The following is a 17762-nucleotide window of genomic DNA, read 5'->3' as shown; positions in this document are numbered from 1 at the left end:
AGACTAAAGACAAATATGCCCTCGCCGCGCAATCGCGGCCAACTAGTAGCGAGGGCGCGATGTTACCGACCCATGGCGATGAAAAGTATCACCCAAGCTCGCTGATGACGGTGCCACGTGAGTGGGCCGCGATGCGCATCGAGCGCCGGCGGATACCTACCGGCCCGCACAAAGCGGTGCGCGCCGCCTGTACCGAAGTACTCCACGTCATTGCTGGCAAGGCGATGGTCCGGTACCGGGCCGACGGTCCGCTACGCGAGCGCATGGCGCTCCCAGGGACGAACTGGCTTGTTCCTGCCGGCACCGAGGAGACCTTTCTCGAACTCGATGGCTCGACCGAGTGCCTGATCGTCTACCTGCCGGCACAATTGCTGGAGCAAAGCGCGCTGGCCGAATACGACATCGCCCCCGACAGGGGAGGACTGGTCTACGAGGGCGGCTTCGCCGATCCCGTGCTGGCGCTGTTGAGCCAAGCGATATGCGGTCTGCTCGAGCGGCCCCGGCAGCCTATCGATCGACTGTTCGCGGATGGCATTCGGGCGGCGCTGGGAGCGCATCTCGTTGCCAACTACAATGTCGGCGACTGGCAGCCGGCCTCCCGCCAACCCTCGCTCGAACCGCGGCGGCTCCAGCGTGTGCTTGACTATATCGAGGCACGGCTGGGCGAGAGCATCTCGCTCGACGATCTCGCCGGGGAGGCCTGTCTCAGCCCGTTTCATTTCGCCCGCCTGTTCCGGCAGGCGACTGGCTCGGCGCCGCACCGCTACCTGACCGAGCGGCGCATCCGGAGCGCCAAGCAGATGATCGCCAGCGGCGGTGCGTCCCTTGTCGAAGTGGCGCTCGACACCGGCTTCGGATCGCAGGCCAACTTCTGCCGCGCCTTCCGCAAGGCGACAGGTGTCAGCCCCAAGGCCTATCGCGAGCTTCATCGCGCTCGTCCCGTCGCTGTGGCCGCGCCGAACGGCAATCTCGGTCAATAGGTCGGCAAGTTCCGGAAATATCGGCGGACGGGTCTCTGGTCTGGTGGTCGGGTCGCACCCACGCGGCATCCAAGCCAAGGAGACTAGAATGTCGATCAAGACAGCCATCGCCACCGCGGCGATCGGTGCGGCCACCATGGTGCCCACCGTTCACGCCGCCGACAACCTGTCCGTGGTCCTGGTACACGGCGCCTGGGCCAACGGGTCCAGTTGGGAGGCCGTCGTGCCGCTGCTGCAGCAGCGCGGCCTCCACGTTGTCGCCGTGCACAATCCCGCCTCGTCCTTCGAGGCCGATGTTGCCGCCACGCGGCGCGTCATCGACGATCAGCCTGGCGACGTGATCCTGGTCGGCCACTCCTACGGAGGCGCCGTCATCACCGAGGCCGGCAACAACGACAAGGTGGTGGGGCTGGTCTATGTTGCCGCCTTCGCGCCCGGTGTCGGGCAATCGGTGAACTCGATCGTCAGCGCCGCACCCGCGCCGCCGCCATGGCAGGGCGAAATCCACGCCGACGCCCAGGGTTGGCTGACCTGGTCGGCCTCCGGCATGGCCAAGTATTTTGCGCCCGATCTTTCGCCCGAAAGCGCCGCGCTGCTGGCCGCCACCCAGGCACCGCTGTTCGCCGGCGCCTTCGACGGTCAGGTGGCCGCCACCGCCTACAGCACCAAGCCCAGTTGGTACGTGATCGCCGACAACGATCAGATCATCCCACCGGTGCTGCAGCAGATGTTTGCCGACGGCATGAAGGCGACGACGGTGCATGTGGCCTCCAGCCACGTCCCCATGCTGTCCCAGCCTCAGGTGGTGGCCGATGCGATCCTCGCCGCAGTGGACAGCGCCGAGTAGCGATCCCGCCCCCCGGCCGGCGATGCTGCCTCCTCCCGGCATCGCCGGCGATCCATCCCCCAAGACAAGAGCACCGAAATGTCCGTCATTGACGATGCCGATCCCGCCGTGGCGGGCAACGATGTGATTGCAGCCCCCGGCCGGCGCCGGCTGAGCCTGTTGGCTCTAGCGCTCGGCACGTTCTGCATCGGCACCACCGAGTTCGCCAGCATGGGCATGATCCAGCTGTTCTCGGCGGAACTGGGTATCGACATTCCGACGGCCACACACGCCATTACCGCCTATGCGGTGGGCGTGGTGATCGGTGCGCCCGCGCTGACGCTGGTTGCGGCCCGCTTCAACCGCCGCACGCTCCTGCTCGCGCTGATCTGTATCTTCGTTCTGGGCAACGTTCTGTCCTCCATTGCCGGCGACCTCGAGCTGTTCATCGCTGCCCGCTTCATCACCGGCCTGCCGCAAGGTGCCTATTTCGGCGCCGGGGCGGTCGTTGCCTCGTATGTGGTGGGCGCCGGACATGCGGGGCGGGCCTTTGCCATCGTCATGGCTGGATTGACCGTCGCGACAATCTTCGGGTCACCCATCGCAACCTTCCTCGGCCAGACCGTCGGCTGGCGGCAGACCTATCTCTGCATCGCGGCGCTGGGCGGCACCTCGTTCCTCTCGCTGTGGTTCTACGTGCCCCGCAGCGCGGCGCTCAACGGTGCCTCGGTGGTGCACGAGCTGCATGGTCTGGTAAAGCCCAGGGTTTGGCTGATGATGGGGGTTGCGGCGCTCGGCATCTCCTCCATCTTCGCCGTCTACACCTTCATCGGTCCGTTCGTCACCGACCTGCTCCTGCTGTCGCCGCAAACCATCCCTCTGGCGCTTGGCCTGTTCGGCGTCGGCATGATGCTGGGCAACCTCTACGGCGGGCGCCTTGCTGATCGTTTCCCGGATCGCGGCATCGTCGCGGGCTATGGCGTAACCTTGGCGGCCCTCCTCGCCATGGGCCTGCTCGGAACGAACGGCTGGGTCTTGTTCGCGGGCTTCTTTGTCGTCGGCGCGGCGATGATGGCCGCCATCCCGACTATCCAGGTCCGCCTCGTCAGCCTTGCGCCCGAGTCCCCGACGTTGATGGGCGCGATGAACCTCGCTTCGCTCAACGTGGCCAACGCCTTGGGAGCCTGGGCCGGCGGCGTAACCATCGGAGCTGGCTTTGGCCTATTGTCCGCTGTCTGGGCCGGCCTGGTGCTCACCGGCGCAGGTCTTCTGCTGTTCGCGGGAACGATCGTCCGGCCAGCGCCAACGGCCGGACGCCAGTCTCGTTTGGGTTAGTGCTCAGACCGCCGCGCCATAGCGACCTCGCTACATTGGCCAAGCGGACCCTAGTGTTCGGGTAACCCGGCGTCGACCATCGCCGCGATGATCCGCGTACTGGCGGCAAGAAACACCGGGCTGGCACCCGTCGTCGGCGGAGCCACGTTGACGGCCGTGGTGCCGGGCCGCAGCCCTAGCGCTTTCGAGAGCGTTGCCTCGGCCTCCGTTTGCCGCCCGAGCCGCTGGTAGGCAGCGGCCAACAGCATCATCGGACGGCCGGAGGCAGGGGTGATGGCAATGGAGCGCTGCAGCCAACCCAACGCAACTGCGTCGCGGTCCATCAGCAGGTTGACCCAGCCGGCGCCGAGCAGCCAGGTCCAGCGTGCGACCGCCGGCGTATCGAACTGATCGGCCTGCGTGAATGTCGCCAGGGCGTCCTCGAAGCGTCCCAGCTGCAATTGCGCGAGGCCGATGTGGTAGAGCGCGATACCGTTCCAGGGATCAAAGCTGAGCGCCTGTGCGCAGGCCACCAGGCTTTCGTTGAAGCGGGTCGTCGCATTGAGGAAGCGGCAATAGGCCTCGAGCACCGGGAGGCTGCTGGGTTTGAGGCGCCGGGCGCGCTCCAGCGTCGCCTTGGCGCTGGTTTCGGCGGCCTTGCCGTCGGCAGGTGCGTACCAGACCATCTGAATGCCGCGCAGCTGCAGAGCCGCAAGAGCAACGGCGAGGTCGACATTGTCGGGATCGGCGGCGATCGCGGCGTCGAGCATCCGCTCGGCCTCGCCGAAGCGCTCCGGCGAGGTCTGGGCAAGGAACGCCGTCGCCTGCTCGATCACCACCTTGGTGTCCTGCCGGGCTGCCTCGGCATCGCCATTGAGCAGCGCGTTGAGGCGCAGCGCCAGCACGTGGCCGATGCCGGCGGCGAGCCGCGACTGCTGCAGCGGCAGGGCGGTATCGCCGATCTCGACGGTGATCGCGGTCACCGACTGAACCTCATGGGTGGCGGTATCGACCATCCGCGCTTCGGCGGTCCAGGTCTTTGCGTCCACCCGGATCTCGCCGGTCACGACATAGTCCAGGGCCGCATCGGCTCCCGATCCGTCTGACGCGACTGCGACGCGGATATTGTCGACCCTCGCCAATCCATCCGTCAGGCGGGTGGTGACGCCGGCCGCCGTCTCGGCAACCTGACCGCGATCGCCGGTGCCGGTGAACGGCATCACCGCAATCGTCGTCGGGCCGTGTTTTGGGGGTGCGGCAAGCAATAGCGCGGTGACCGTCAGGGCGACAACAACTGCCGCTGTCGCCAAGCTGAAGACCAGCAGAGGACGAAGGCGAGACCGGCGCACCGGTGGTGGGAGGGCCGGCCGCCCGTCGTTGGCGTTCGGTTCGACGCCGTCCTCCGGCGTCGGAACGTCCACGTCGAACACGTAGCCCTGGCCGGACACCAGCCGGATCATCTGGCGCTTGTCGTCGCCCAGTGCGGACCTGAGCTCGCGGATGCGCTGGAACAGGCTGTCTTCGCCGACATGGACGTCCGGCCAGACGGCCTCCATCAGGTCCTGTTTGCCGAACACCCGTCCGGGGTTGGCGACAAACAGGCTGAGCATTGCGAAGGTCTTGGGCCGCAGCTTGGTGACCGTGCCGTCGGCACCGCGCAGCTCGGCCCGCTGGCGGTCGAGTTCAAAACCGGCAAACCGGACCACCTTGCCTCCCATGTCCCCGAACCGCCGCCCCCATAGCAGGAAACGCCCGGTTTCGCCCCTTCTGACGACAATATCAGAAAGTCTTCAGAAACCGAGCCCCCGGCGTCAGGACTCTTTGCCTGAAGGCGTGGGAGGACTGGACGGGGTCGGACTGCCGGTCGCCTTTGGCATGATCGGTGCGTCGGGGGTATTGGGGGCTTTCATTGCGTAACTGGTGCCAGCAGGCGGCCTCCGCCGCGACGCGTGGTCTTGTCGTCCTGTTCGCCGCCTTGATGTGGGTGAGCGCGGCCGGCGCGGCACTGGCGCAGCCAACAGTCACCAACGTCGATCCGTGGTGGGGAACAGGGGTCGGCGGATCGGTCGTCACCATTACCGGTACGGGCTTTCAGTCGGGGGCGACCGTGCTCTTTGGCACGATCCCCGCGACCAGTGTCGTGGTCAATGATCCGACGTCCATCACGGCGACGACGCCGGCCTCGCCTATTCGCACCCTTGGGGGGGTTACGTCTCACACCTTCGGCAACGTTGATGTCAGCGTCACCGTCAATGGTGACACGGGAACCTCGCCCTACGGCTACAACTACAGTGACTACCAGCCCGGCTACACTTCGGTGAGCCCTTCGTCCGGTCCGGCGTCCGGGGGCACGACGGTGACGTTCACCGGCAGCTACTTCACCAATGCGTCACAAGTCAATTTCGGCAATGTGCCAGCGACAAGCTTTGCCGTGGACGATGACCAAACGATCACGGCGATCGCTCCGCCGGGAACTGGCACCGTGGATGTCGTGGTCTACAACGCCACCGGCACCGACGGCTGCTGCTCCGACCCTGCGACGCGGTTCACGTACATCCCCGTGCCGGCGATCACCGATCTGTGGGGCGGCTTCGGCTTTCACGGCGAGGAACTTATCCAGTTCAATGGCTCGAGCTCGGTCACCATCATGGGCAGCGGTTTCACCGGCGCCACCGCGGTGCACATCGGTGGCGTTCCGTCAGCGCATTTTTTCATCGTCAATGACACCACGATCCAAGCCTCCGCGCCATCAGGCACTTTCGGCACCAGCGTCAGTGTCACCGTGACAACGCCTGGCGGCACCAGCGCGCCAAGTACGAAGCTCCTCACCTACAGCAGCATCCGTCAGCCCGGCGTCAGCTCGGTGGCCCCATCGTCTGGTCCTTTGGCGGGCGGCACAGCCGTGACGATCACCGGCACGTCCTTCACCGGGGCCAGCGCGGTCAAATTCGGCACGACCCCGGCGACGAGCGTTGTCGTGGTGGACGATACGACCCTCACCGCTGTTGCGCCGGCGGGAGTTGGGAGCGTCGATATCTTCGTCACCAATCTCATCGGTGTTGCCAGCAGCAATCCCGCGCCGATATTCACCTACATACCCGGGCCGGCCGTGACGAGGCTCGTCCGCAATGGCGGGAGCGCCGCCGGCGGCGATACCGTCATCATCACCGGCTCGGCATTCACCGGAGCTACTGCAGTGTTGTTCGGGGCAACACCGGCTACCGGCGTCACGATCAACAGCGACACGCAGATCACGGCCGTCGCACCTGCCGGTACGGGCAACGTCAACGTGACGGTCACTACGCCCGGCGGCGTCAGCGGGACGGGCCCGGGGAACGTTTTCTACTACGGCGCACCCCAGCCAGTCCTGACCGGCGTCACGCCATCCGCCGGCCCGGAGGCGGGCGGCACCAGCGTCACCATCACCGGCAGCGACTTCAGCGGCGCCTCGGCTGTGCTGTTCGGCACCGTTCCGGCCACCAGCTTCACCGTGGTCAATAGCGGCGAGATCACCGCCATCTCGCCACCCGGTGTCGGCACGGTCGACATCTTCGTCGATGCGCCGTGCTGCACCAATGCGCCGAACGGCACCTTCACCTACATTCCGCCCGGCCCACCCGCAGACAGCGTCAAGGCCGAGCAGGTGCAGGACCAGTTCAGCCCAATCGTCGCCCGGAACTCCGGCCGGGCCATCACTGGCGCCGTCATGAAGGGCATCGTGCTGGGTTTTGGCCACGGCGGTCCGACCGCCGATATCGCCCTCGCGGCCGAGAGCGCCTTCATGGCCTACGCCCCCGAGGCCGCCGCAACCCATGCGTTCGACGGCTTCGACGGGCCGGGCTTCATCAACCCGGCCGAGCAATGGAGCCTCTGGCTCGACGTCCAGGGCTCCGGCCTGCTCACCGGCGGCAGCGGCCAACAGCTCAACCTCACCGGCGGCCTCGGCTATCGCTTCACCGAGGATTTCGTCGCCGGCGTCATCGGAGGCCAGGAGTCGTTCAGCTATTCCGCCGACAGCAATGGGCTCTTGAGCGGCAGCGGCCTGTCGGCCGGCGGCTATGTCGCATGGCGGTTCTCGGACCAGGCCATGTTCGACGCGGCGCTGGTCGGGACGACACTCGGCTATGAAGTCACCTCAGGGACGGCGACGGGTCAATTCGATGCCTCGCGCTGGCTCGTCACCTCAGGCCTCACCGGCGATTTCGAACTGGGCGAGAACCTGACGGTGTCGCCGTCGGCCCGGGTGTCGGCGCTCTGGGAAAACCAAGAGGGCTGGACCGATAGCCTCGCTACCGCGCATGCCGCCAAATCCTTCTCCGACGGCACGGCCAGCGGCGGCGTTACCTTCTCGGGCAAATGGCTGCTGCTGGAGGATATGACCTTCTTGCCCTATTTCGGGCTCTTCGCCGACTACCGCTTCGACAACTCCGGGGGCACGACGACGACCGGCCTCGAGGGTCGCGTACGTGCGGGCGTCAGGCTCAACGTCAGCGCCGGCGCCGCGATCGACATTGGTGGCGAACTGGGCGGGCTGTTCTCACCGCAGCGGACATGGTCGCTCAATGCGGGAGTGAGCGGCGGGTTCTAGGCCGGCGCGGGCCTGAGCGAGTTGGTGTCGTGACTTCCCTCCCTGCTTTCTGGGCCTGTTAGTCCCACTCGGCCACCCATTGTGGCTCGTTGATCAGCCGCGAGCCCGGGCGGGCCAGCGTGCCCATTCGCTGCATCTCCTCGGCCGTCAGCGTGAACTCGAGTGCGGCGAGGTTCTCGCGCAGCCGCTCGATCGTGGCGGTCTTGGGGATCGCGACAACCCCGTCCTGCTGCAGCAGCCAGCGCAGGGTCACCTGCGCGGCGGTCCGGCCGCGCGCCTGGGCGATTTCCTCGATGACCGGATCGCCGACAATCTTCCCGAGCGCCAGCGGGCAATAGGCGATCGCCGCCATGCCGCGGTTGCGCAGCGCCTTCAGCATCACGCGCTGGTCGAGATAAGGGTGGTATTCGAACTGCTCGGCCGCGAATGGCTCGGTGGTAAGGCGCCAGGCTTCGTCGAGCAATGCGGTCGGAAAGTTCGACAGCCCGATATGGGCAGCACGGCCGTCGCGCTTTACGGCATTGAGGGCGCGGATCGTCCCGGCAAGGGCAACTTCCGGATTGGGCCAATGGAGCAGCAGCAGATCGATCCGGTCGACGCGAAGCTTCTCGAGGCTGGCATCCACCGAACGCTCGAGGTCAGCCGGGGCCATGTATTGCGGCTGGACCTTGGTGGTGACGAAGACCGTGTTGCGGTCGATGCCGGATGCCACGAGGCCCTCTCCGACGGCTGCTTCGTTGCCGTAGCCCTGCGCTGTGTCGACATGCGTGTAACCGAGCTGCAGCGCTGCAGAGACGATTTCGGTACAGGCCTCGCCCCTGAGCTGCCAGGTGCCGAAACCGAGGCGCGGGATGTTGGCAACGCCACCTGCAAGAGTTGGGACGGCAAGTGTGGTCGAAGACGGCAAGTCGGAGTTCCTCCTCTAGAGTCGATCGATGATCGATGCGTGGTCGATTATTAGTCGATTTCGATTGTCACGATATCGAGTCCATGCATTAATGCAATAGGAAAAGGTTTTCCGACTTGGGTGGAGACCTGTTCCTGCCGGTCGATCGACCGGGCAAACGGGCAAAACGCCCTGAGGGAGGGGTCAATGAAATCTTTGCTGGCGGCCGCGGGAGCGGTCGGTCTTTTGCTTGCCGTGAGCGGTGGGGCGGCCTCCGCCGATGACAAGACCGTGTGTTACGCGTTCCAGGACCTGTCGACCGGGTTTTGGGTCGCCGGCCACAAGGCCATCGTCACCACGCTCGAAGCCGCGGGCGTGCAAGTCATCGAATTGAACGGCGGGCACGATGCCAACCGCCAGCTCGAGCAGGTCAAGGACTGCATCGCGCAAGGCGGCGACGGCATCATCCTGACCGCCGACGATGGCGACTCGGGGACGGTAGTCGTGGCCGAGGCGCAGGAATCGGACGTGCCGATCGCAACCTTCAACCGCCCGCCATCCGACATGACCAAGGGCATCATCGTGGTCGCCGACAACGAGGCGGTGGCGCGTGCGGCGGTCGACGCCATGGTCGCGGAAGCGCGGAAGAAGTTCGACGCCACCGGCAAGAAGCTGAGGCCGCTGATCTTGATGGGCGATCTCGCCGATCCCAATGCCGTGCAGCGCCGTGCCGGATTCATGAACTCGATCGGCGCCCATCCCGAGCTTTTCGAGGCGCCCGTCGAGGTCGCGACCAAGTGGAACTCGCAGGTGGCACTGGCCGGCCTCGAGGCTGCGATGACTGCCGATCCTGCGATCGATTTCCTCTTCACTTCTTCGGACTTCCTGTTCCCCACGATCCAGTCGGTTCTCGAACCGCTGGGCCGGTGGAAGAAGGCCGGTGAGGACGGTCACATGATCCTGGGAGGTCTCGATGGTGACGACGGCGCCTGCAAGCTGATCCAGGAAGGCTATGTCGACTCGACCGGCGTCCAGGACGTCTATCTCGAGGCCGAACTGGCACTGAATGGCATCATGGACGCAATCACGGCGGGGGAAACCCAGCCCAACGCGGTCAAGCTCGATCCGGGGTTCGCCCTCAGCCAGGCCAACTTCGCCGAAATGGGCGACAAGACCTGGGGCTGCCAGGTCCTCAAGGGCATGTAGCAAGGAACGGCCGCGCGGTGGCGCGCGCGAGCCTGGCGTTGGCGGAGACGGTCCTCCTCTGCCAACGCCCTAACTCAGGGCGACGGGGTGAACGGTGACGGCATCGACATCTGACGAGGGGCTGCATACGGATATACGGCGGGACCCGCTCTCCTCATTCTCCCGGGTCCTGCGGCGCCTGCTCGTCTCGGAGTACTTCGTTCTCTACCTGACGATCGCGTACTTCCTCGCCGTCGCCCTGTTTTTCCCGGCGCTGGTCGAACCGCGCAACCTCTCCAACCAGCTCTCCAATGTCTGGCCGCTTGCCGCGGTAGCGATCGGGCAGACATTCGTGATCATCATTGCCGGCATCGATCTCTCGCTCGGTGCCACGATGGGCTTCGCGAGTGTTGCCGGCGCCATTGTCATGACCACCGCTGCGGACAGGCTCCTGCTCGGCAACAGCCCGGTATGGGGCACGCTGCTGGCGGAACAGGGCGGCATCCTTGCGGCACACCCGCTCGGCGCAGTCGCCGCCATCGCCGTCATGCTGGCCGCGGGGCTGCTGATCGGCTTCATCAACGGGTTCTTCATCGCCCGGTTCCGGCTGCCGGCTTTCATGATGACGCTGGTGACGCTGATGCTCTTCTCGTCGGCAGCGATCTGGATCACGCAGAGCCAGAACATCGTCAACCTGCCCGATAGCTTCAATCAGCTCGGCTCGGGCGACCTCGTCTCGGTGTATTTCGGCGAGAAGCTGACGCCCGAGATCAAGCGCCGCGATGTCCTGCCGTTCGTCACCTATCCGATGCTGATCACGCTGGCGCTCGCCGTCGTGGCGCATTTGGTGCTGAGCCGGACCGTCCTCGGTCGGCAGGTCTACGCAGTCGGCAACAACGCCAGGGCGGCGGCCATCTCAGGTATCCCGGTGCGGCGCGTCATCGTCATCGTGTTCATGATCGCCGGCTTCTGCGCGGCCGTCGCGGCGGTGCTCTACTCGGCCCGCCTCGAAGGCGGCCGGCCCACGATAGGCGGCGGCTCGGCGCTGCTCGATATCATCGGCGCAACGGTGATCGGCGGAACGTCGCTGAGCGGCGGCAGGGGCAAGATCGCCTGGACGCTGATCGGGGTGCTGTTCTTCGTACTGCTCTCCAACACGCTCAATTACATGCGCCTTTCCGCCTTCCACATCGATGTGGTGAAAGGCGCCATCATCCTCGCGGCAGCGCTGCTCGATGTGCTGCGGACGCGGCTCGTCGCGGAGCAGGGACGGTGACCGGCCCGATGCTATCGCTGACCGGGATCGGCAAGAGCTTCTTCGGCGTCCCCGCCGTGCGAGGCGTCACGCTCGAACTCGGCCATGGCCGCCTGCTTGGCCTCATCGGCCAGAACGGCGCCGGCAAGTCGACGCTGATGAACATTCTCGGTGGCGTGCACATGGCTGCTAGCGGCACCATGACGATCGAGGGCGTGGCCTACGCGCCGAAACGACCTGCTGACGCCAAGGCCGCCGGCATCGCCTTCATCCACCAGGAGCTCAACCTGTTCGCCAACCTCTCGGTCGCCGAGAACATCTTCATTGCAGGCTTTCCAAAGCGAAGCGGCATGATCGATCGGCACGGGATGCGGCAGCGGACAGCGGAGCTGCTCGCGGCGGTCGATCTCGACATTGCGCCGACGACCCTGGTCGAGCGGTTGTCGCCGGGCGAGCGGCAACTGGTGGAGGTCGCCAAGGCGCTCGAGGCCGATGCCCGCCTCATCATTTTCGATGAGCCGACGACGTCACTCACGGCGCGCGAGACGGCCCGGCTCTTCGAACTCATCGGCCGGCTGAGATCCGACGGCAAGACCATCATCTACATCTCGCACATCCTGGCCGACGTGCAGGCCCTGGCCGATGACATCGCTGTGCTTCGCGACGGCCGCCTCGCCGCCGCCGGACCGGCCGCAGATTTCGACATTGCGCGGATGATCAATCTCATGCTCGGTCGCGACATCGACCAGCTCCATCCACCGCGCGGCGCCTCGCAGCAGGACGAGGTGCTGCTCGAAACGCGTGGCCTTTCCGCCCGCGGCGTGGTGCGCGACATCTCGCTGACCGTACACAAGGGCGAGATCGTCGGGCTGTTCGGCCTGATGGGATCGGGGCGCACCGAGCTGGCGCGGATGATCTTCGGCCTCGACAGTTTCGATGCCGGCACCGTTGCCATTGCCGGGACCGTCCGTACCCGAATGTCGCCGCTCGATGCCATCCGTTCACGCGTTGCCTTCGTCACCGAGAACCGGCGGGAGGAGGGGCTGCTGCTGAATGTCCCGGTCGCCGGCAACCTGGCGCTAGCCGCGCTTCATCGTTTCGCTGCCCCGCCGTTGCGGTTCGTCGACGAGGTTGCGCTGCTTGGCGCCGCTGAAGAAATGGCCGCGAGGCTCAAGCTGAAGTCCGGGGCCATTGCCAGCCAGCCGGTCAAGAACCTGTCGGGTGGCAACCAGCAGAAGGTGGTGCTCGGCAAGTGGCTGATGGCCGGTCCCCGCCTCATCATCCTTGATGAGCCGACGCGCGGCATCGATGTCGCCGCCCGTCTGGAGATCTACGCCATGATCGACCAACTGGCGGCCGAGGGGTGTGGCCTGCTGCTGATCTCCTCAGCGATCGAGGAAGTGATCGCCATGAGCGACCGCGTGCTGGTGATGAGCCGCGGCAAGATCGTCGACGAGTTCGCACGGCCGGACATGTCCAAGGACGCGATCCTTCGCGCCGCCTTCCGCGAGACGGAGCGGGCCGCATGACCGCCCGGCAGCTGAACGAATTGCTGCTTCGCTACGCGGCGCTCATCGTCTTTGCGATCATCCTCATCTATTTCGGTTCGCAGGCACCGCGCTTCCTGGGCATCGACTCGCTTGCCAACATCCTTAAGCAGGCAAGCTTCACCGGCATCATCGCGGTCGGCATGACCTTCGTGCTGTTGACGGCCGGTATCGACCTCAGCGTCGGCTCGAACATGTACCTTTCCGCTATGGCGACGGGCTATGTCCTGCAGGTCCCCGCTCTGCAGAACCCAGGCGGCGTGGTGGTCGCCATTCTCGCCGGTCTTCTCGCCGGCACGCTGTTCGGCGCACTCAATGCGTTCTGCGTCGTGGTCCTGAGGATCACGCCGTTCCTAGTCACCCTCGCGACGCTGGTGGCTGGACGGGGGCTGGGCACGGCCATCACCGAGTCCTACGGCATCGAGTATCCGGCGGCCTACCTGGCCTTCGGGGCGTTGCAGATCCTGGGCATACCGATGCCGATCTGGGTCTTCGCCATTGTTGTCTTCATCGCCCACTTCGTGCTCACGCGCACTCAGTTCGGCCGCCAGATCTACGCCGTTGGCAACGACGTCGAAGCGGCACGCAAGGCTGGCCTCGGTGTCGATCGCATCACGTTCGCGGTCTATGTGATCTGCGGCTTCTGCGCCGCCATTGGAGGCGTGACGCTGATTGCCCTGATCGGTCGCCTCAACCAGACCTTCGGCGTCGGCCGCGAGTTCGACGTGATCACCGCCGCCGTGCTCGGAGGCACCAGCCTCTTCGGCGGCGTCGGCTCCGCCTTCGGGGCAGTCCTTGGTTCGACACTGGTGCAGATGGTGCAGTCCGGGATGATCTTCATCAAGGTCAACCTCTACCTGCAGCCGATCGTTCTCGCCGCGATCATCTTCCTGGCGGTGTTCGTCGATGCCCTGAGGATCGGCCGCCTCGAACGGCTGCGCCGCCGCCAGCTCAGGAATGATGACGAGGACCGTCGCTCCTCGCTATGATCCCCACGACCTGGACTGGACTGTTCAAATGACCGACTCGCAATTCGTCGAGAAGAAGCGCGTGACCATGGCCGACATTGCGCAGCTGGCACAATGCTCGCAGTCCACGGTGTCGGTCGTGCTCAATCCCGACTCCAAGGTGAAGATCTCGCCCTCGATGCGCAATCGCATCCTGCAGGCTGCCGAGACCCTTGGCTATCGCGCCGAGACCGTGCTGCCGCCACGCCTGCAGCCGCTGCGCCGCATCGCCGTCGTGTTCGACGACCTCACGGTGTGCCCTGAGGCAGTGATTGCCGCCGACGGCGTGCGCGAAGCGACCTGGGAGACCGGCGACATCGTCAGCGTCTACAACAGCCATGGCGACGCCGAAATGGAGCAGCGCACCCTCGCGGCGGTGCTGCGCAGCAAGATGGAAGCCGTCATCTACGCAACCGTGCGGACCCGCGAGGTGGACGTGCCGGCGCAGCTTCGTGCCACCGAAGTGCCGGTGGTGCTACTCAACTGCTATTCCAAGGATCGGGCGTTCCCCGCGGTCGTCCCCGGCGACGTGGCTGGCGGCAACACCGCAACGACGACCCTGGTCGAAGCGGGGCACAGGCGCATCGCCCACATCACCGGCGAGGCCTGGATGGAAGTGTCGAAGGATCGCCTGCGCGGCTATCGCGATGCCCTGGCAACGGCCGACATTCCATTCGATCCGGCGCTGGTCCGCGAAGGCAATTGGCAGCTCAGTTCCGGCTATGCCGCCACCAAGGACCTGATGACGCTCTCCCGGCCACCCACGGCGATCTTCTGCGGCAACGACCGCATGGCCATAGGCTGCTACGAGGCGCTCAAGGAGCTCGGCTATCGCATCCCCGACGATGTTTCCGTTGTCGGGTTCGATGACGACGAGATCGCCAGCCACCTCATGCCCGAGCTTACGACCCTTAAGTTTCCCCGCCATTTGATGGGCGCTCGGGCCGTCGAGCTGGCGCTCGACCTGGCAACGGCCAGGGCGGACAGCTACCGCGTGGTCAAGCTCGAGTGCGAGCTGGTCCTGCGAAGCTCCGTCGCAGCGCCACCGTCGAGCTGAGTTCGAGGCCGCGACAGACGAGGTCGCCTAGCCCACCGTCGAGGCGCGGATGGTGAGTCGACACGGCTGGTAGTCGATGCCGGTCGGCAGCGGCTTGCCATCGATGGCTTCGTACAGGTGCGTCGCCGCCAGCTGACCGAGCAGCGTCAGGTTCATGTCGATGCTGGTGAGTGTGGGGTGCGTGCCGTCGACGATCACGTCCCAATTGTCGAAGCCCATGATGGCGACGTCGCGCGGGATCGACTTTCCGCGTTCGCGCAGGGCGTCGATAGCGCCCCGCGCGATCTGGTCGGAGTCGCAGATAATCGCATCGATCTCGAGCCCCTGATCAAGGATCATGGCACAAGCCGAGCGGCCCCAGCGTTCCGTCCACTCGCCATGCGAGGTCTCGTAGACGAGGTTCGTCCCTTGGGCTTCGAGCACACTGCGAATGCCTTCGGCCCGGTCGATGCTGGCGCGCTCGTTTTGCGGGCCGGTGATGTGGGCGATCCGCTTGCGGCCCGTCTCCAGCAAATGCTGAATGGCGAGACGACCACCGCCGATATTGTCGGGCGTGATCGAGAGATCACGAGGGTCGGCTGAAGGCGTGTAGACGTAGACGACCGGCACCGGCAGATCCGGCGCGATCGGCAGCCTGTGGTCGGTTCGGCTGCCAACGACCATGATGGCGTCGACGTTCCGGTTGAGCAGTTCGTTGATGTAGTGCTTCTCGCGGATGACGTCCCCACGCGCGTCGCAGAGGAAGACCGAGACTTGTCCGGCTCCGAACGTGTCCTCGGCCGCCATGAGGATGGGGAGGCTGAAGCGCCCTTCGAGATCGGAAGTCAGCAGGCCAACCGTTCCCGATTTGCCATGAAACGGGCGGACGCTGCCCGCATGGAGATAGGTCAGGTCACGCGCCGCCTGCTCGACGCGTCGACGGGTTGCCTCGCTCACACGTTCGCGGCCGTTGAGGGCCTTCGAGGCAGTCGCCATCGAGACCCCGGCGCGCTGCGAGACGTCGGCCAGCGTCGGCGATTTGACTGTTTTGGAACTGTCCGAACTGTTCATTGTCGTCGCCTGAACGTCGCCGCGCCAACCCGGCCATCGTTGTCTATCCGAGCCGAGCTTCAGCAGGGAAACGGATTCTCGCGCTGGGCGTGCATGGCTGACTTATCCACGTGGTTCACCGCTCCGGCATCGCCGCTACGCACCTTCCGCGCGTATCCAGACCTGCATGCCTCCCGCCTCGCGGTTGGCCCACAAGTGATAGGGAATCGCGCGGAAGCGCCGGGGCTCTCGCAATGGCGGTTCCGAACGGTACAGCGCACCGGTCCAACCGTCTTCTGATGTCACCTCGGCCTCCCCGGTGAGAACGACCGCGCCACCAAGCAGGCTCGGTACGAACTGGCTCTCGATGGGACCTTCCTTCAGCACGAAGCGTTGCGGCGCCATCGCATTGTCGACCTCTTCGAGGCAATAGACGACAGGTCCGCGCTTCAGCGCGACACGACCCGTATCCTGGCTCACCGCCGGGTGGGCGCTCAGGCGCTCGACCGGCATATCGAGGTGCACCCTGATCTCGTCGCCTGCCCGCCATTCTCGGTCGATTGTCGCGTAGCCTTTGGCGATCGGAGGCTGCACCGCTTCGCCGTTCACCGCAAATCTTGCACCGCGGCACCAGCCCGGCACCCGAAGCTTGAGCGCCATGCGCCGTGGTACCTCCGGCGACACGCTGATCCGGACGTCTCCGTCCCAGGGGTAATGTGTGGTCTGGGCGACGGTGACGCGCTGGCCGTCGACGGTCAGCTCGGCAGTATTGGCGCCATAGAGGTGGACTGCCAGATCAGCGCCGCGCGTCGTGTAGAAATAGCTGCCCAGCGACGCCAGCAGGCGGGCGATGTTGGTCGGGCAGCACGGGCAGTAGTGCCACTTCCAGCGTCGGTTTTCGCCGTGGCTCTCGAGAACGTTGTCATAGAAGTAGTGCTCGCCGTCGCGGGAGATGCCCGAGAGCGCTCCGTTGAACAACACGAGCTCGACGTGATCGGTGAAGCGCGCATCGAGATCGATCTGCGCCATGCGGTGACCCCAGAAGGCGAGCGCAACCGCGGCGCAAGTTTCGGCGTAAGCCGTGTCGTTGGGCAGGTCGTATTCGCGGGTGAAGCCCTCGTTGGAATGCGCCGGACCAAGGCCGCCCGTTACGTAGAGCTGGCGAGTGGTCAGGTTGTCGAAGAGCCGGTTGCAGGCCGCCAGCAGCGACATATCGCCGGTCTCGACCGCGACATCGGCCATCGCCGAGAACAGATACATTGCCCGAACGGCGTGACCGACGACCTGCGTCTGCTCGCGCACCGGCATGTGGGCCTGGCTGTAGGAATAATCCTTGAAGATGTACCTGGCGGGATCGTCGCCGCGGCGCCGCGCTTCGTCGTCGTAGTATGACGGCATCTGGCCGCGGGCATCGATGAAGAACTTCGCCAGTTCGAGATGCCGCGGATCCTTGGTCACGCGGTAGAGCTTGATGAGCGCGATTTCCATTTCTTCATGCGCATCGTAGCCCTGCTTCTTGCCGGGCTCGGGGCCGAACGTGTCGATGATGTGATCGACAAGCTTCAGCATGACGTCGAGGAAGCGCCGCTTCCCCGTTGCCTCGAAATAAGCAACAGCGCCTTCCAGCAGGTGGCCCATCGAGTACATTTCGTGCAGGTCGCGCAGATTGGTCCAGCGCTTGTCGGGCTCACGGCGAATGAACCAGGAGTTGAGGTAGCCATCCGCAAGCTGTCCGCCGGCGAGCTTGGCGACGATATCGTCGATCTTGGCTTCAAGCTCGGGGTTGGGGTGGGCGCGCAGCGTGTAACTCGATGCCTCGATCCACTTGCCGAAGTCGCTGTCGAAGAAGTGCTGCATTGACAGGCCGCTCGGCTGGATCGGACGGACCAGCGGAGCCGGTGGATTGCGGAAATTGAGGACTTCGAGGAAGCCCTCCTCGTCGAGCCGCCTGTGCTGGGAAGGTACCGTGACCTTGCGCACGGTCTCGGACCAGCTCTCCCAAAAGCCGCCGGCAAAGTCGACCTTGGTGTGGTCGGCCGGCAAATAGCGTTCGATACGGGGCGGATTGGAAAGGTCTGACATGTTGGC

13 protein-coding genes are annotated in these 17762 nt (G+C 65.4%); 9 read left to right on the top strand and 4 right to left on the bottom strand.

The window, feature by feature from the left end:
• Positions 1-59: 59 nt before the first annotated feature.
• The 3 genes from AC1DV8_RS06415 (at position 60) to AC1DV8_RS06405 (ending at position 3141) form a co-directional block, all read left to right on the top strand.
• Positions 60-980, top strand: coding sequence for a helix-turn-helix domain-containing protein (locus AC1DV8_RS06415; protein ID WP_477156883.1), 921 nt, complete (start codon positions 60-62; stop codon positions 978-980).
• 88 nt (positions 981-1068) lie between these two features.
• Positions 1069-1827, top strand: coding sequence for an alpha/beta fold hydrolase (locus tag AC1DV8_RS06410; protein ID WP_477150844.1), 759 nt, complete (start codon positions 1069-1071; stop codon positions 1825-1827).
• Between the two features lie 78 nt (positions 1828-1905).
• A complete protein-coding gene (locus AC1DV8_RS06405) occupies positions 1906-3141 on the top strand; it encodes an MFS transporter (protein WP_477156882.1) in 1236 nt (411 codons plus the stop codon).
• A gap of 50 nt (positions 3142-3191) precedes the next feature.
• On the opposite strand, the gene AC1DV8_RS06400 is transcribed toward AC1DV8_RS06405, so the two are convergent.
• On the bottom strand, positions 3192-4826 hold the full coding sequence (locus tag AC1DV8_RS06400) for a winged helix-turn-helix domain-containing protein (protein ID WP_477156881.1): 1635 nt from the start codon (positions 4824-4826) through the stop codon (positions 3192-3194).
• 203 nt (positions 4827-5029) lie between these two features.
• Here AC1DV8_RS06400 and AC1DV8_RS06395 point away from each other — a divergent pair, with 203 nt between their 5' ends.
• The gene (locus AC1DV8_RS06395) at positions 5030-7708 is read left to right on the top strand and encodes an IPT/TIG domain-containing protein (protein WP_477156880.1); all 2679 of its coding nucleotides are present in this window, start codon (positions 5030-5032) and stop codon (positions 7706-7708) included.
• Between the two features lie 58 nt (positions 7709-7766).
• On the opposite strand, the gene AC1DV8_RS06390 is transcribed toward AC1DV8_RS06395, so the two are convergent.
• Entirely contained in the window at positions 7767-8615 is an 849-nt protein-coding gene (locus tag AC1DV8_RS06390; RefSeq protein WP_477156879.1) for an aldo/keto reductase, read from the bottom strand.
• A 186-nt stretch (positions 8616-8801) separates the two neighbouring features.
• On the opposite strand from AC1DV8_RS06390, the gene AC1DV8_RS06385 reads away from it, so the two are divergent.
• The 5 genes from AC1DV8_RS06385 to AC1DV8_RS06365 all read left to right on the top strand — a co-directional run bounded on the left by AC1DV8_RS06385 (position 8802) and on the right by AC1DV8_RS06365 (position 14645).
• Complete coding sequence (locus tag AC1DV8_RS06385) at positions 8802-9800, top strand: sugar ABC transporter substrate-binding protein (protein ID WP_477156878.1); 999 nt, start codon at positions 8802-8804, stop codon at positions 9798-9800.
• Positions 9801-9894: 94 nt separating this feature from the next.
• On the top strand, positions 9895-11055 hold the full coding sequence (locus tag AC1DV8_RS06380) for an ABC transporter permease (protein ID WP_477150850.1): 1161 nt from the start codon (positions 9895-9897) through the stop codon (positions 11053-11055).
• Positions 11052-12563, top strand: a complete 1512-nt coding sequence (locus AC1DV8_RS06375) for a sugar ABC transporter ATP-binding protein (protein WP_477156877.1) — start codon at positions 11052-11054, stop codon at positions 12561-12563. The genes AC1DV8_RS06380 and AC1DV8_RS06375 overlap by 4 nt, the downstream gene beginning before the upstream one ends.
• Positions 12560-13570: an ABC transporter permease gene (locus tag AC1DV8_RS06370; protein WP_477156876.1), complete on the top strand. Its 1011-nt coding sequence runs from the start codon at positions 12560-12562 to the stop codon at positions 13568-13570. The genes AC1DV8_RS06375 and AC1DV8_RS06370 overlap by 4 nt, the downstream gene beginning before the upstream one ends.
• Positions 13571-13598: 28 nt before the next feature.
• Positions 13599-14645 (top strand): LacI family DNA-binding transcriptional regulator, encoded by a 1047-nt coding sequence (locus AC1DV8_RS06365; protein WP_477156875.1) that lies wholly within the window; start codon positions 13599-13601, stop codon positions 14643-14645.
• Between the two features lie 27 nt (positions 14646-14672).
• Here the strand turns inward: AC1DV8_RS06365 and AC1DV8_RS06360 are convergent, their stop codons facing one another.
• Entirely contained in the window at positions 14673-15695 is a 1023-nt protein-coding gene (locus AC1DV8_RS06360) for a LacI family DNA-binding transcriptional regulator (protein WP_477156874.1), read from the bottom strand.
• 135 nt (positions 15696-15830) lie between these two features.
• Positions 15831-17756 carry a glycoside hydrolase family 127 protein gene (locus AC1DV8_RS06355; RefSeq protein WP_477156873.1) on the bottom strand — a complete coding sequence of 642 codons (1926 nt, stop codon included), beginning with the start codon at positions 17754-17756 and terminating at the stop codon, positions 15831-15833.
• Positions 17757-17762 lie beyond the last annotated feature (6 nt).

The organism is Devosia sp. P3_B2, from assembly GCF_056402875.1.
The sequence above is the reverse complement of the archived record's forward strand: the minus strand, read 5'-3'. Positions and strand labels throughout refer to the sequence as shown.